The sequence below is a fragment of the Dictyobacter aurantiacus genome (assembly GCF_003967515.1).
In the GTDB taxonomy this organism is placed as follows: domain Bacteria; phylum Chloroflexota; class Ktedonobacteria; order Ktedonobacterales; family Ktedonobacteraceae; genus Dictyobacter; species Dictyobacter aurantiacus.
In genome coordinates this window covers 5,007,647-5,023,090 of record NZ_BIFQ01000001.1, presented here as the reverse complement: position 1 = coordinate 5,023,090, position 15,444 = coordinate 5,007,647, and the positions used below count along the sequence as shown (strand labels likewise).

General features: G+C 51.6%; 10 protein-coding genes. 4 read left to right on the top strand and 6 right to left on the bottom strand.

Features of this window, described 5'->3' with window-relative positions:
- Positions 1-92: 92 nt before the first annotated feature.
- Positions 93-1,364: a family 1 glycosylhydrolase gene (locus tag KTT_RS20180; RefSeq protein ID WP_126597703.1), complete on the top strand. Its 1,272-nt coding sequence runs from the start codon at positions 93-95 to the stop codon at positions 1,362-1,364.
- Positions 1,365-1,472: 108 nt separating this feature from the next.
- On the opposite strand, the gene KTT_RS20175 is transcribed toward KTT_RS20180, so the two are convergent.
- Entirely contained in the window at positions 1,473-3,158 is a 1,686-nt protein-coding gene (locus KTT_RS20175; protein ID WP_126597702.1) for a protein kinase domain-containing protein, read from the bottom strand.
- A 28-nt stretch (positions 3,159-3,186) separates the two neighbouring features.
- Between KTT_RS20175 and KTT_RS37710 the strand changes: the two genes are divergently transcribed.
- Positions 3,187-3,411, top strand: coding sequence for an iron-sulfur binding domain-containing protein (locus KTT_RS37710; protein ID WP_126597701.1), 225 nt, complete (start codon positions 3,187-3,189; stop codon positions 3,409-3,411).
- 122 nt (positions 3,412-3,533) lie between these two features.
- Here KTT_RS37710 and KTT_RS20165 read toward each other — a convergent pair whose 3' ends face one another.
- The 5 genes from KTT_RS20165 to KTT_RS20145 form a co-directional block, all read right to left on the bottom strand.
- Positions 3,534-3,977: a hypothetical protein gene (locus tag KTT_RS20165; RefSeq protein ID WP_126597700.1), complete on the bottom strand. Its 444-nt coding sequence runs from the start codon at positions 3,975-3,977 to the stop codon at positions 3,534-3,536.
- Positions 3,978-4,060: 83 nt separating this feature from the next.
- Positions 4,061-7,867, bottom strand: a complete 3,807-nt coding sequence (locus KTT_RS20160; protein WP_126597699.1) for an nSTAND1 domain-containing NTPase — start codon at positions 7,865-7,867, stop codon at positions 4,061-4,063.
- A 61-nt stretch (positions 7,868-7,928) separates the two neighbouring features.
- Complete coding sequence (locus tag KTT_RS20155; protein WP_126597698.1) at positions 7,929-8,504, bottom strand: hypothetical protein; 576 nt, start codon at positions 8,502-8,504, stop codon at positions 7,929-7,931.
- A 430-nt stretch (positions 8,505-8,934) separates the two neighbouring features.
- Entirely contained in the window at positions 8,935-9,846 is a 912-nt protein-coding gene (locus KTT_RS20150) for a DUF6671 family protein (RefSeq protein WP_218030940.1), read from the bottom strand.
- Positions 9,847-10,543: 697 nt separating this feature from the next.
- On the bottom strand, positions 10,544-10,843 hold the full coding sequence (locus KTT_RS20145; RefSeq protein WP_126597697.1) for a helix-turn-helix transcriptional regulator: 300 nt from the start codon (positions 10,841-10,843) through the stop codon (positions 10,544-10,546).
- Between the two features lie 219 nt (positions 10,844-11,062).
- Between KTT_RS20145 and KTT_RS20140 the strand changes: the two genes are divergently transcribed.
- Both KTT_RS20140 and KTT_RS20135 read left to right on the top strand, forming a co-directional pair.
- A complete protein-coding gene (locus KTT_RS20140) occupies positions 11,063-12,628 on the top strand; it encodes a proton-conducting transporter transmembrane domain-containing protein (RefSeq protein ID WP_160145999.1) in 1,566 nt (521 codons plus the stop codon).
- A gap of 39 nt (positions 12,629-12,667) precedes the next feature.
- Positions 12,668-15,427: a DUF2309 domain-containing protein gene (locus KTT_RS20135; RefSeq protein ID WP_160145998.1), complete on the top strand. Its 2,760-nt coding sequence runs from the start codon at positions 12,668-12,670 to the stop codon at positions 15,425-15,427.
- Positions 15,428-15,444 lie beyond the last annotated feature (17 nt).

Here is a 15,444-nt window from a genome sequence, read left to right as displayed (position 1 = left end):
ATATGCTATCTATTACGACGTTGTAATCTATAGCATATTGTCCATGATGTCGTCAGACAGCGGTTAAGGAAGAGACGGAAGAGGGAAAATTGATGGGGCAAGATATTTTAAAGGGGAATGGTAAATTCTTCTGGGCGGGTGGGATTGAAGATACGTTTATCCCGCAAAGTGGTCCGCGATTGCGGCCTCTCGAAGAATATGAACTGACACAACACTACAGGCAATGGCGCGCTGACCTTGAGCGCGCGGCCTCGCTGGGCATTACGATGCTGCGCTGGGGTGTACCCTGGTACCGTGTGGAGTCGCAGCCAGGGGTGTTCGATTGGCACTGGGTAGATGAGGTGCTAGACTATATGGTGAACACGTTGCATATACAACCCATTATCGACCTGGTGCACTATGGGACACCACTGTGGATGACCGAAAGTTTCCTGGACGCGCACTATCCCGAACGGGTAGCCGCCTATGCTGAAGCGTTTGTACAACGTTACCGAAGGCTTGTACAATTTTATACGCCATTGAATGAGCCCATGGTGAATGCCGAATACAGTGGCGTACGAGGTCAGTGGCCGCCATATCTGACTGGTGAGCGTGGACTGGTGAGCGTGTTGCTGCCTCTGGCACAAGGCATACAGCAAACCAGCAGGGTGATTCGCCGTAACGATCCAGAGGCGACATTAATAGCGGTGGAGGCCATGAACTGGTCGCAGCCGCGCCGGGAGGAGGATCGGCCGGAAGCAGTGCGCCTGGATCAAATGGATTTTCTCTGCTGGGATCTTGTAGCCGGACGGGTCGACACAGAGCATCCGCTCTATTCCTGGTTGATTGAACACGGAGCCACCGAACCACAACTGGCCCGGTTACGCATACAGCCAGTGCAGCAAGATATCCTGGGAGTCAATTTCTACCCCTGGTCGGCCCAGGAGATCTATCACGACGAGGGAGGGCAGGTCCGGAAATCCAGTGTACCACAGAATGGTCTTTTGCTCGCCGAGGTCCTACGGCGTTGTTATCAGCATACACGCCTCCCTCTCTTCGTAACCGAGACAAGTGCCGCAGGCAGTATCGAAAATCGCCAGGCCTGGCTGCGGGAAACTATTGAAGCGATCCATGAAATGCATAAGCAAGGAGTTCCTGTCATCGGTTATACCTGGTTCCCACTGTTCTCAATGATCGAATGGGAATACCGTTTGACCGAGCAAAGCTTAGAGGATCATCTGCTGCACCTGGGCCTGTGGGATATCGCGGTCAATGACCAGCAAACGCTTGTACGCCATGAGACGCCGCTGGTCGAGCAGTATCGGAGCACCATAAAACAGGCACAGCACATACCAGTCAGCAGACAAACACGGAGCAGCCAGTAAATCATTACATATTAATTTGAGCAAAAGATCTGATAGCAAAAGCGGGGAAAGCTCACTCAATGAAGAAGTACTGAATGCAGAGCTGCCTGGCGCTTCTTTGTGAAAATGTTAGCCCGTTGTAATAGTGCCATCTGCATTGATGTGAATAGTGACAGTACTTAAAGCCCTTGTAGCAGGGCCGCGGATGGCTGCACCTCCCTGAGCAGGATCGAATATGGCACCATGGGCAGGGCATACCAATGTATGCGAGCCGCTATCATAATACACTGGCACTCTTTTGTGCGTACAGGCGGTTTCATAGGCTACGAAATTGCCGTCTGGTAGATGAATCAGGATGCTAGCATCTCTATCTGCGGGGTTGGTAAAATTCGCGGCTGTATTGATGGCCATGCTGGTTGATCCAATCACGGTACCAGTAGCTGCTGGCGCGGGAGGGGGGGTAGGCGCAGCTGTTTGCGTTACCTGAAGTGGGGCAGTCGTTGGTTGTGCCTGAGGATTGGTTTGCGGAGTAGGCGTAACGTCTTTTTTAACTACTTTTGTTGGTTCTGGCGTACTGACGGCAGGTGCGGTAGCGGTGGGATTCTTTACATTGGCCGTCGGTGAAGATGGTGATGGTTGAGAACGAAATACATAGGCCATTCCAACGCTCCCAAGACCCAATACTGCCGCGCTAGCTACGCCACCGGTCGCCAGTAGCGCCAGTACCCGACGGCGGCTCTTAGCAGGCTTAGCAGTTTGTTGCATTCGTGGCGTCTTAATCGAACTGGCAGTGATCCCCTCGGCGAACGCTGCGGACGCCGCGCCAGCGGTCTGCATAGGTAGTTCCTGATTTACCCAATCAAGCGTACCATCATTATTTTGAGCCACGGCTGGTTGGTCCGGCTGCAGTGTAGAATGAGGGGTAGGGGTGTAAAGGGCCTTCTCAAATGCTCTGGCCAGCTGATCAGCGGTCTGGATGCGTTGAGCGGGATCACGCTGTGTTGCTTGCTGTATTACAAGATCGATATGCGGCGATATCGCGGGTCGGATACTGGAGGGAGCAGGCACATCAAACTGTACCCGTTGCTGTACATCATCCAGTGAATTGACCTTTTTGAAAGGAAGCTCGCCGGTTAAAAGCTCAAAAAGAAGCAAGCCGGTCGCATAGATATCGGCGAGTGGATTAGCCAGAGCCCCCTGGATAACCTCTGGCGCAAAATATTCGATTCCAGGCAGTGGCGTACTTGTGATACTTAAGAGATGTGGATAAGGGGAGAGTGCCATTTCAATGCCCTGTATGCTACCAAGCCGGTTGAAACCAAAGCGCGCCAGGCGTATCTGTTTGTCTGCATCGAAAAGCACATTGGCAGCGCTTATCGCGCCATGAGTCACACCTGTTCCATGGGCATAGTTCAAGGCTTCCATCAGCGGTTTCACCACCTCCAGGGCCTGTTCGGGAGAAAAATAACCTTGATGATGCAATACCTGGGCAAGTGAAGTACCGGGAATCAAGGGGGTGACCGCATATGTGTAGCCATCGTGGTCGCCTACATCGAGCAACGGCAAAATATGTGGATGGTCTAACTTGACCAGCATCGCCCCTTCTCGATAAAGCCGGTCGATAAAGCGTTTGCGCGCGCTTGCTGAGTACGTCTCCGGAAGAAAAAAAAGGGTCAAAAGGACGCTACGGCTATGCGTTTGCTGTTGAGCCTGGTAGACTGCATTCCATTGTCCTTGCCCGATAAGACTCTCTAATTTATAAGGGCCCAGGGTCTGGCCAATGAATTGTTCTCCCTGACTGAACGCTACCTGCATACAATTTCCTCATAACTTTTATCGTCAAATGTGCAGTTTAATTATACAAACCTTCTATGTATTTAAGCCTTTTAAGGAGAGATACTGGCAAAAGAGTACTATGTTATTGAAGGTCTTTGAAATTTGCCAGGGACTTGTTCTCCGTGGGAGACAGATCTGCCACGCCCAAAAGCCAAAGTGCGGCGAGTGCCCGCTCTACGCGCGGTGCGCCTACGTCGACCTCGTCAACCCTCAAGAGACGGGGATCTCTTAAAAAGAGAGCTTACCAGAAAATAATCCTACAGCTTGCAAGCCATGGTTGGTCTGTTCAGAGGCATGGATAGGCTCTTGAAGCTTATGATATTCGTTTGTTCGGCTGTCGATTTTAGCTATAGTTCACGTTACGCTGGAAGTTGGCTGGTACGTGTGCTCGAAAATAACTCGATCAACAATCCATATATCATCTTCTGCCCTGACCAGGTAATCTCCTGCCTTGCCTAGATATACGACACCGTTCCAATGAAGCACAAATGGTTCTGATATCTGGCATGCTTGCCGAATAGAGGATTTTGGATAATATGTCACAAAACCCATTTGATCGGGAAAACTCGCTGGCTCATAGCCCGCATGCAATAACCTGGCCGATATCAGCCACTCTTCATCAAAAATTCCACAGGCAAGATAATCTCCTGGATGAAAACTAGCAGAAGCCTCTAATGAGTGAATAATCCCTTGTCGCTGGATATAATCCATGTAGGTTAATGGGCGAGCACGTAACGCAGATGTCTTTCGAAAAGGACGAAATGGCAATCCCTTGACAACTTCGGGCGTAATTTCCATTTAATTCTCCCTTTTTGTACTCGCCAATGGTAGACAATGCGACACCTTCCGTCTCCTCAAACATGCGATCGTGATCTTACTTCTCATTCCGCCTCTGATAACGACCATACCCGGGCATTTTTAAATGCAATCTCAGTTAAATTAGGTGTATCAATGATAGCAACGAGGCCAAAAAAGCCTTGAGCGAGTACATCATTTTTGATAGTATCAATGTGCACATGATTCACATAAAGATCAAAGGTCTGTCCCTGAGCTACCACCGCAAGCACATTACGTTGATTTAAGCCAGAATGGATAGCTGAACTGCGTCCCTTTTTAAGCACGTCTGAGTCCTTAAAACCGTTATTGAGGCGAAATGTGTAGGTTCCTCGGCGGCTAATACCAAAAACATAGTACTGCTGCAGACGCGTAGACGCTAGCCGGAAAGCAACACCTCCAGCATCGCCTTGAAGAATTGTCATATCAACTTGAAAGGAAAAATCCTTTAATGCTATACCAGCAGATACCCCCTGTATGCCATGCTCTACAGATTTAATACGATATGCATTTTCTACAAATCTCGTATATTCATATTCTGACCAGGCAGAATGGTCTCTACTACTAAGCTGATCATCAATCACGAGCGAGCCAGTATATGGGAAATAGGGATTGCGAATATTGGGCAGGCTCCTTTCATAAGCTCCGAGATCGCAACCTCTACCCGTTCCCCGTACCTTGCCACGCTGGTCATAACTATAAGAGATGTGGGAAATGATTATCGCGGATCTATCACCACAGGTAGGCTCATTATCAGGGATAAGATCAATTGCCGGGCTATCTGCGGCCAGCTCCATCGTCTGGGTTGGCCCCCCATTATTGTTTAGTCCACCCAGCTTCGGAGATTGTCCAAAAATGGACTTTCCAGCAAGTCTATGCTCTTTGGATTGAGGATCGCCACCATAAACAAGATGTAATGTTGGATCGGGAACATGCTGAATCAAATTCGGATTGAGAAGAGTAATAGTCCCTGAGGCATCAGGCCCCTTATCAGCGATGTTTCCAGCGATAATGCTATTTTCCACCGTCATCCCGAGCTCAGCAGAGGAGGAACTATCTTTTACACTGGCAACTCCTCCTCCTACGACAGCCTGGTTTCCGTAAATAGTGCTATAGACAGTCCTGGTTACACCGCTATTGGAGATTCCTCCTCCACTTCTTTGAGCGCGATTGGCTGTTATGGTGTTATTTACCATATCAGCAGTCACAGCAGGCTGATTAAGGATACCGCCCCCATCACCCTGTGTGGCAGTATTGCTGACAATGGTGTTATTATGCATGATCAGTTTGCCTTCATTTTGAATGCCTCCACCAGTAGTAGCCATGTTATCAGCAATGGTGCTATTGGTAATGGTTAGTGTCCCTAAATTATCAATGGCACCACCACCTTTACTACTCCTGTTTCTCTTAAGCTCGCTATTGGTAATGGTCAGTGTCCCTAAATTGCTGATGCCTGCACCAGAAACAGCAGTATTATCAGCTATAACGCTATGAACAATCGCCAGCGTACCCGAATTATTAATCCCTCCACCAATCTTTTCTCCTGGCGTCTTATAGAGGTTAAGACTGCCGTGACCATGGCTAATCGTCAAATTGGAGAGCGTGACGGTACCTGCATGCGTTATCTTGAAGACGCTGCTGTCGCCCCCACTAATCACAAGGTGAGAAGGATCAGGACCGGGGCCACTGATCGTCAGATTCTTATTAATCTGCAATGGCCCCGTGGTTAAGACAATGGTCGTACCCAGATCTTTAGCAAATGTGATCGCACTCCCCGGGGGAGCAATTGCAATGGCATTGCGCAACGATCCCTCACCATGATCGTCAGGTTTGGTCACTGCAACTGGGCGCGATTTTAATTGCTGGTCTTGGATATGAAGTGCCCCCAGCAACACTGCTATCAACAAGATAAAGGTTATACCAGTCATAATACGCGCATAATGTAATCGTTTCTGGGCGTGAATCTGCACACTCCGTTCCTGAGTTTGCCGTGCCCGTTCCGCAGTCACTTCTCTCTCTTGAGCATCAACGCTTGCCTCAAGAAAGTGTATTTCGTTCGCGCTGGGCCGACTACGCTTTGCCCATGTCCGCGCTTCATCTAACTGCGTACCACGGTACAAACGATCGTCAGGTTGCCCATATTTTATCCATTCCAGGGCATCCATACTGATAGATTTTTGCAGCAGGAGGTCATTCCGATTGGTGCGCAACCACTCTGCCAGGCGTGGCCATTCTCGAATCAGAGCCTCATGGCTAACTTCGATAGTAGCTACACCAGCACGAGTACTGGTCGTCAACAGCCGGGCGGCCACAAATGTGGTCGCGATCTCCTGAAAGAGGGCACTTTGTCTCGGATCAGGTAGCGTAAGTTCTGCCAGGGCTGCCCGGCGCCGAGTCGTATCTTGCTCGGTCATTCCTGGATCAATCAAACGCAGGAAAAGATCGCGCGCCAGGTCATGGTGCTCCTGCGTGGGTAGCGAATTGTATACATCCTCTGCATGACTGGCTAACGCCCCTTTTACGCCTCCCAGGTCATGATATGCCTGCAGAGTTAGTAGATGTCCGCTGCGCCGCTGGAATAGTTGCTCGAGAGTAAATTGCAAGAGAGGGAGAGCGCCAGTTTGCCCCTGTACTTCGAAGAGCAAATCACCGACCAGGTCACCCTCAAAGCTAAGCAGAACATCCGGTAATGCTGCAGGCTTCTCAATGATAGCCCGCAAATCCTCTAATTCCATAGGTAGCAATGGTACACGATGTCGTTCTAACAATTGCCCTAAGTCAGGATAGCGCATCGGGCGATCATCAAAATCGGCCCTCAAAGTCACGATGACGATGATCGGTCCCTGCGGTTCGGTCATAGCCGCCACCAACAGATCAATAAAATGGCGTCTCTCAGCTTCATCAATCGTTTGTGTAAATAACTCCTCGAATTGATCTACAAGCAGAACCATGTGTGACCTGGGTTTTGGTAACAACGAACACCCTAGCAGGTGTAGCCCGCGGGCGGAGTCGTCATTGAGGTCCTCACGTATTGAGGTTAAGCTGCGGCCGGATAATTTCTCGGCCAGTGCCAGAGTCAAAGCCTCCAACGGATGAGCCCCTGGCACCACAGGGGAAAGATAGATCCACTCCTGGCTTTCCGTTAATGCACCCATCTGGAGTTTTGGTAGTAGCCCTGCCATCACGGCACTCGATTTTCCGGACCCGCTAGGACCAACAACCGATAGTAACCGTACCGGACGAACCTGCTGGGTAGTCCACGCTTCCTCCTGCAAAGTCATTTGCAAGGCGTGCATCAGCTCATCCACCAGGGCACTGCGCCCAAAGAAGTCATGGGCATCGGCACTGGTGAAGGCCCGTAGCCCTTTGTAGGGATTGCGCGGCTCAAAAGTGGAAGGCGCCGGAGTTACAGGCTCCGGAGTTACAGCGGCAAGGGAGTTGGCAGACTGATACACGCTCCTTACAATGGCCTGGATCGCCTGGGTATAGTTATCCGCACGAGCATCGATATATTGCGTGCTGCCCCAGCCGATCGGAATGGCTTCCATCCACTGGTCACCCGCGACCCAGACAGGATAAATTGGTCGTCGATACATTTCAGCAATGCGCAGCTCATCCTTAACATAACGCGAACTACGGGCACGCGGAGAAGCGATCAGGAGCACAGCATTGGATGAACGCACTGCCGAACGCAACGCCTCTTCCCAATCAGGAGTACCCGGTTGGATGCTTTCCTGATCGATCCACGCACTGATACCATGAGTGTACAAATCACGCCTCAGGCGATCTACCAATTCTTTATCAGCACGTGAATAGGAAATAAATACAAAAAGAGAGCGCTCTGCCTGTATCATGACCTGTCTCCCTGATGAGATGATGACTGACCAACATCATTTATACACGCAAACAGCTGTATTAGTCTGCTGTGTCCTTCATGATAGCATGCTCCAATACGTGTTGATCGATATAAAGATGCTGATGGCGCTGCTTCCACTTCAGATAGCAATCATACAATACAAACATGCCTTCATAAGGATGATTGCGAAAAAAACCGGGAACTCGTGCCAGCACATTCCAGCGATCATCTAAACCTCCACCCAATAAGAATAAAGTGGCATCTTCATCCAACAAGTGTCTCGTCAGAAAAACACCAATCTGGTGATAAAAGGAAAGTAAACGGTGAATATCTTGTTCCTGTCGCCAGAGCGCTTGTCGTACCTCATTCGGTCCGTCACATGTTACTATAGGCAACTGAAAATAGAGCTGATATGATTTGAGATCCTCCACCTGTTGCCATTCAGGGTCCTGCATGATAGCCCGAACATTAGCTCTGGCCTGTTTAATATCATCACTATTGTACTGCTTATACACTTCCCATATGTTTGTGTTTATACGGGTTACAATTCCCATGCGCCAACTCAGAGCTACACCGGCACAAGATATAAATACAGCGATAATACTAAAGAGCTGTGTAATAGTGTTCACATTCATGGAATATCCTCCTTCTCTATCCCTGCTACTTAGCCGCTCAAACTGATAAATAAGCCTATTCTTGCTTCAGTGCAAACGTATAATATTGATCATCACAGAGACATCACATAGAATATTTTGCCGTCACAGAAATATCACAAAAAACTTATTTTTTATAAGCATAACAATTAAAATATAGCGTTAAGCCAGAGCACCATCAATTCCACATGCTTCTCTTCTAACCAGATAAATACGCCATTAATATCAGGGGACCCGATACCAAGCCCGGTGCGCAAATTCTCAGATTCTGATTATAGGTTGGTCAACCAGAGGCAAAAGAAATGTGTGTTCTCTTCAGCGGTCATGGTCAAAAATTATACTCATTAAAACACCACAGCGATTGAACGCCGATTGATAAAGCGATACACATAGGAGATCCTTTGAGGTTGCACTAGGGATTACAGAAAGGGCACTGGCCGGCATCGGCGCTCTGCAATCCGTCTGGCCGTCCATGGCGTTCCTGGGAAGTGCAGGCGGGGCAACCGAAGATTAGCGCGCGCACCAGTTCAGTTGGTTGACCACACCAGCTACAGGGCAGTCCCGCCTCGTGATCAACGATGCCCCAGCCAGGGGTCGCGCAGTGAGGACACAGACGAGCCAGGCGCTGTGCCAGTTGCTCCGCTAGCTGGCTAAGCACGCGGCGGCGCGTAGGATTCATATGAGCGCGCAGATCACTCTCGATATGGGCCAGACCCGCTGGCGATTCGGCCGCGCATAGCGTGATGAGCTCTTCCAGGCGTTGTGGATCAGTGACCGCCTTAAAGATCAGGTCGGGTTGGAACAGGCCCTCTGGACGCACGATGAGCGCATGGGATGGGAAATGAGCACCTTCCAGAAACGTTCCTAAGTCAGCGAACGTTCGTGCCGTACATTGCGCGGCCACCACTTTCTCACTGACCAGAACCTCCTGTACCTTGATGCCGCGTTCATCATCGATGAAGAGCAAGAGCTCTGTATCGGCCAGCATCAGGGGCATAGCAGGATGCGGTCCAAAGCTTCCCTCATTGGCGAGGCCCAATGGAGATCCACTGATCTGCATACCCAGGCGCGCCTTGGCATAGACCGTCTCCATAGGCGAACCTGTGCGTGGAATCTCGCCAGTAAATGTACCCAGCACATCCGTATCTATGCCTGCCGGAACCTCCACTCGCATCTGTAGCGTCTGGGCGAAGGCAGGAGCGATCTGCCCCTCTTTCCCATGTTTGGTCGCCAGTGAGACACTCCTACCTGCATATGGATGATCATGAGACGCTCTGACTGAGCTACTCTTCTCAGAATGAGATGACTCCGCTTGTTGCATCATTTTACCTCATACGATTGAAAAACAGTCATGGCTGCTGCTCTCTGAATGTGTTTGACTTCCGTCATGTTGGGGGTGCATGCGCGCCCCCGCACGCGCGTCCGCTCCGCGGCCGCACCGATTTTATGTATTCGTGCATGGGCGCGCTGATGCGCGCCCATGCACGAATACATAACGGAATGCTGAGCACCGAAGGTGCGAAAACCGATGCAGACCGCAGGCCATCATTATGAGAGTCAGACACGTTCTTATAGGTTGTTGCATCGGGTGCACGGATGCGCACCCGATGCAACAATATACAAACCGGTGCAGACGCGCGTGCGGGGGCGCTCACATATCCCCAAAGTGATAAGGGTCAAACACACTCTCTGACAGTGTTGGATTTGCATGATCATGGCTTGCAGCGCGCCTGAGCTTTCGCTCTTCTGGTGCTCATGAGTCCATGGTAAGTTGGTGCAGCAGGGGCGCTTTTGCGCCCCTGCTGCACCAACTTACAAACCAGCGCGGCTGCGCAGCGGACGCGCGTGCGGGGGCGCTCACTCACCCCCAGGGTGACGAGAATCAAACACTGTCTCTGGTGGCGAGCTCTGCTCACACAATTGAACGGCATACCATAGGTTCAACATACGAAAACCATATCACGAAAATTGTAGCATATATTGAAGCCCGATGCAAAATGATGCTGGAAGAGACCTGAGCTTTAAGAATAGTTATTGTCAGAGGTCTCTTCCATGATTTGTTCTAGCAGATCACCAACGCGTTGTCCATGCTGGGCCGGGTGGCGCAGTGGCATATCCAGATCGGTGGTGTAGCGATTATTTCTGCCTTCACGGAAAGCCTGCACGTAGCCGTCTTCTTCGAGATCGCTTAAGATGCGTTGCACTGCACGCTCGGTAATACCAACTATTGCCGAGATCTCCCTGGCAGTCAGGTGAGGATTCTGGGTAACACACAGAAAGACCTGGGCATGATTGGTTAAAAATGTCCATCGAGGACGCATAACGGCATCTCTCCCTTCCATAAGCAAATGTGGTTAACACGAGCACACTATTCCCAAATTTGAGCTGCCGATCCACCAGTTTCCAGGAAACGTTACAGAAACCTTGACAAACGACTCCTTTTTACCGCATCATAATACATGAATTATATTTCGTGTTTTGATTTTCGCAACTACGTTTACACGGTAATCATAGCATCTTTTTGGGAAGAAAGGAACTATATGGTCAGTGTATTAGCGAATGGGATACTGCTGCCGCTGCTACTCATTCCACTATTGATGGTCACGTTGATGGGAATTTCTTTATTCCTCCCCCATTTATCTACAGCCCGCATAGCTCGCTATGTGCAGATACATTTTGGTTTGTTATGGATGTGTGCGCTGAGCCTCTTTGTGCTGGTCATCGTGCATGGGCCATTCGATCTGTCGCTGGTACGGGTGCCGCTGGCATCCACACAGATTGTGCCTCTGGGCTTTCTGCTGGATCGTGTCAGTGTGAGCATGCTCCTGCTGGTAATCACGGTCAGCGGAATTGTCCATCTCTATTCTTTGCGAGCGATGCAGGAGGAGCGTTACTTTTACCGCTACTTCTTCCTGCTGAGCCTGGTCACCCTCGAAGTGATCCTGGTCATTCTGGCCAATAATCTCTTGATGCTCGGCCTTTTCTGGATGCTCAAAGGTTTGACGCTGACCTTTTTGCTCGCTCACTACCAGCACCGCCCGCTTTCCTGGCGCGCCGCATGGATGAAATTGCGCATCGACCTGATCGGAGACATCGCGCTGATATGTGCGCTCATCCTTACATGGCAATTATTCCATACATTCAGTATTCAGGCCATCCTTTCCACCAGCATGGAGCACATGGGAGGCGTCGAGGGAACGTTACTCACGCTCGCACTCCTGGTAGCGGCCATAGCCAAATCAGCGCAACTACCACTGCACAGCTGGCTGCCATCATCCGTTGAAGCTCCAACGCCAGTCTCAGCGTTAATGCATGCCGGTTTAATCAACGCCGGCGGATTTCTGCTGATCCGCTTGAGCGCGCTCGTCGTCGCCACGCCGTTCACCATGGGATGCGCCATCGTCATCGGTGGCCTGACGGCCCTGTATGGGTCCATGGTCATGCTTACCCGCAACGATGTCAAAGGCATGCTTGTCTATTCAACCATGGGGCAGATGGGCTTCATGATCCTGGAATGTGGCCTGGGCATGTTTGCTTTAGCCCTGCTGCACATCATCGTGCATGGTTTCTTTAAAGCGCACGCCTTCCTCAACTCGGGATCGGTGATCCAGCAGAAAAACAGCAGCCGCCTCTTCTCCCCACCAGCATCCGCCACGCCGCTCACCTCAGCGCGTATCCTGTTCATGAGCGGCCTGCTCGTGGCACTGGTCTTTGCCTTGATGCAGATTGCCATTGATCCGCCGTTCAAGCCAGGTAATATGATCCTCCTATTTGCCTGGATGACGATCGCCCACGCACTTGCCAGAACGCTACGCATCTCCTTCCATTTTCCGCGATACATCCTGCCTGCCACCATTGGTGTGCTCGGTATCATTTTGCTCTACACCATCGCCATCCACGGTATCGAAATATTCTTCGCTCCAGTCGTGGCCGCGAATCCATTTACACCAAACAGTCTGCTCTTCACGAGCGGCAGCATCTTCCTATTGTGCGCGGGCCTGATCTCAATCATCCTGCCATCTCTACACCAACCACAACAGATAAACACCTTCCTCAAGAGGCTCTATGTGTTTGCTCTGTATCGTGGCGTGCGAAAGATTGGTTAAGCCATGCAAGAACAAAGAGCAGAAAACAGGAGTATCTTTATGGAAAAAACCTACACAGAGAGTAAGAGCCCGGCCCTGATGGAGATGCAGGTGGATGTTCCGCGTTGTATCCGCGAAGCGAGCCAGATCATCGCGCCCTACTGGCCGCTGGACTCATTTATCGCTAACAACGCCCTGGCCAATCTGGAGCATCTCCCCTTTCACCAGGCCGTACGGGACGCGCGCAAAATGGGGAGAGGACAGGGTTTTCTCCCTCTGACAACGTATCGTACCTTTTTCACACAACGACGCATCAGTGAGCAGGACATAAGCTCCGCCATTGTGGCCTTGCAACAAACACTTGCGCTGCCCACCAGTATTGAACTGGGGACCCGGACGCTGCCCCTCCAACAGGTATACAGCGCCTGGCTGCGGCAGGAAGAGACCCCTGAGAAGGTGAAGGCGGGGAAGTCTGAACTCTGGAAAGTGGTCAGTCAGAGCCTGCCAGCGGCGCATCCAGTGTGGTCGGAGGACGTACAAGAAGAGGGGAAACAGGAAGAAACGCCTGTCACATCAGAGATTACCACGATGGTCAACAACCAGATGGTTCTGTGGTGCGCGGCCTTTCTCGATGAGGGCCAGGCCGGCTGGAGCATGCCAGGACGTGAGAAGGGATTTTACCAATGCTGGAAAGATCTGGCTGGAGAAGGTGGGATCTTCAGTTTTCTGGGAGATCGGACACTGCACAAGAGCATTCGTGACCTGCCGGATGAGGCGGACGCGACCCTGGAACTCTGCCTGCAGGGTCTGGCGCGGCACCTCTCTCCTTCAGCAGCCAGCGACATACAGATGTTCTGGACCGAACAGTTCATGCGTCACCTGGCACAGCTTCCTGGTTGGGCAAGCATCATACGCTGGCGTGAGGAACATCCCGAATCCCTATGGCAGCAACGCTATCCCATCACACTCACCGACTACCTGGCTGTGCGCCTCTTCTACGAGCTCACGTACCTGGAGATGCATGCCCGACAGCCATCACATATAAAGTCTGTGTTGACGAGCCTCTTTACAGGCAAGGGCAAAGAGAGGGAGCCGGAACAAACGAAGGAGCTGATCGCGCGCCTCGTTGTACTGTGCGATATTGTGCATCTACAGGCGCAGGAGATAGCCGAGCTTCCCGCCACGCATTTCTCTCGACTGCTGCAACTCGCCAGCAGCTGGAGTGTCGAGAAACAGCAGGTGCTCTGGCAGAAGGCGTATGAGCTCCACTATCGCGACCATCTGCTCACCACCTTGCGCGCCCACAAAACCGTAGAGCCGAAAACGGCGGCCGCGCAAAAAGCACAGGTGCAGGCCCTCTTCTGTATTGATGTACGCTCCGAGGGCATGCGCCGCTGCATTGAAACGCTGGGCCCCTATGAAACCTATGGCGTGGCTGGCTTCTTTGGAGTACCGATGCTCTATCATCCCTTTGGGGCATCGGGCAATCTCACCCTGGCTCCGGCCCTTATCACGCCCACATCACACGTCAGCGAGCTCCCCAGAGCAAACGCCCGGACCATAAGCAAGCAGAATTTGAGCGGGAACGCTCTGATCCATAGCTGGCACCTGCTCATCCATGCGCTCCGTGAGCATCTGCTCACACCATTTGCCTTTGTGGAAATGGTTGGAGGTTTCTTCCTCTTTCCTCTCCTGGGCAAAACCCTGCTACCCGACCGCTGGAAACAGCTACAGAACAGAATCACAGAGAAACTCTTGCCGAGGGTTCCAACCGAGCCATCAATCCTGACCGACCTCTCGGTGCCTGGCATGAGTAGAGAAGAGCAAGCTGGCATGGTCGGGAACATGTTGCGCGGCATCGGTCTGACCAGTAATTTCGCGCGCCTGATCCTGCTCTGTGGTCATGGCAGCCAGTCCGAGAATAATCCCTATGCCTCATCCCTGGATTGTGGTGCCTGTGGAGGCAATGCTGGCGGCAACAGTGCCTTCGTCACTGCCAGCATCCTTAACAGCCCCGCCATTCGGGCGTTGCTGGCGGAGCAGGGCATCACCATACCTGAAGAGAGCATGTTTCTGGCCGGCGAGCACAACACAACCACCGACGAGATCCGCATCCTGAACGAAGACCAGGTGCCTGCCAGTCATGCAGCCGAGTTGCAACAGCTCAAGCAAGATCTTGCCCGAGCAGGAAAAGACAACGCCAGCCTGCGCCTGCTCAACCTGCCCGACGCCAGCCAGGGACAACAAAACGTCACCCGGCACGTTCAGCAGCGGGCCACCGACTGGTCTCAGATCCGTCCCGAGTGGGGGCTGGCCCGCAACGCTGCCTTCCTCTGTGGACGCCGTAGCCTGACAGAGCAACTCGACCTGGAAGGACGTGTCTTCCTGCACTCCTATGACCAGGGCCAGGATCCAGACGGCAGCATTCTGGAAAGCATCATGACGGCCCCGCTGGTGGTCGGCGAATGGATTAATATGCAGTACTACTTCTCCACTATCGACAACCAGGCCTTCGGCAGCGATACCAAACTGCTGCATAACGTTGTCGGTCAGATTGGAGTAATGCAGGGTCAGCAGAGCGACCTGCTGATCGGACTTCCCATGCAATCTGTCATGTACGGTAACAATGACCTGTATCACGAACCCATGCGTCTGCTCGCCATCATTGAGGCTGATCCAGAGCGCATAGCCACTATCCTCGTACGGCATGAACAATTGAACAACCTGGTGAAAAACCAGTGGATTACGTTGATCGCTTACGACTCAAGCACAACAGCGGCCTATGAATTTGCATCCGCTACAAGTTGGTATGCACTATAGCCCGAAGAAAGAAAGGC

Bases quoted from the DNA above. Each gene is read 5' to 3' on its own strand.
- KTT_RS20180 (WP_126597703.1), top strand. From the start codon at position 93: ATGGGGCAAGATATTTTAAAGGGGAATGGTAAATTCTTCTGGGCGGGT.
- KTT_RS20175 (WP_126597702.1), bottom strand. From the start codon at position 3,158: ATGCAGGTAGCGTTCAGTCAGGGAGAACAATTCATTGGCCAGACCCTG.
- KTT_RS37710 (WP_126597701.1), top strand. From the start codon at position 3,187: ATGTGCAGTTTAATTATACAAACCTTCTATGTATTTAAGCCTTTTAAG.
- KTT_RS20165 (WP_126597700.1), bottom strand. From the start codon at position 3,977: ATGGAAATTACGCCCGAAGTTGTCAAGGGATTGCCATTTCGTCCTTTT.
- KTT_RS20160 (WP_126597699.1), bottom strand. From the start codon at position 7,867: ATGATACAGGCAGAGCGCTCTCTTTTTGTATTTATTTCCTATTCACGT.
- KTT_RS20155 (WP_126597698.1), bottom strand. From the start codon at position 8,504: ATGAATGTGAACACTATTACACAGCTCTTTAGTATTATCGCTGTATTT.
- KTT_RS20150 (WP_218030940.1), bottom strand. From the start codon at position 9,846: ATGATGCAACAAGCGGAGTCATCTCATTCTGAGAAGAGTAGCTCAGTC.
- KTT_RS20145 (WP_126597697.1), bottom strand. From the start codon at position 10,843: ATGCGTCCTCGATGGACATTTTTAACCAATCATGCCCAGGTCTTTCTG.
- KTT_RS20140 (WP_160145999.1), top strand. From the start codon at position 11,063: ATGGTCAGTGTATTAGCGAATGGGATACTGCTGCCGCTGCTACTCATT.
- KTT_RS20135 (WP_160145998.1), top strand. From the start codon at position 12,668: ATGGAAAAAACCTACACAGAGAGTAAGAGCCCGGCCCTGATGGAGATG.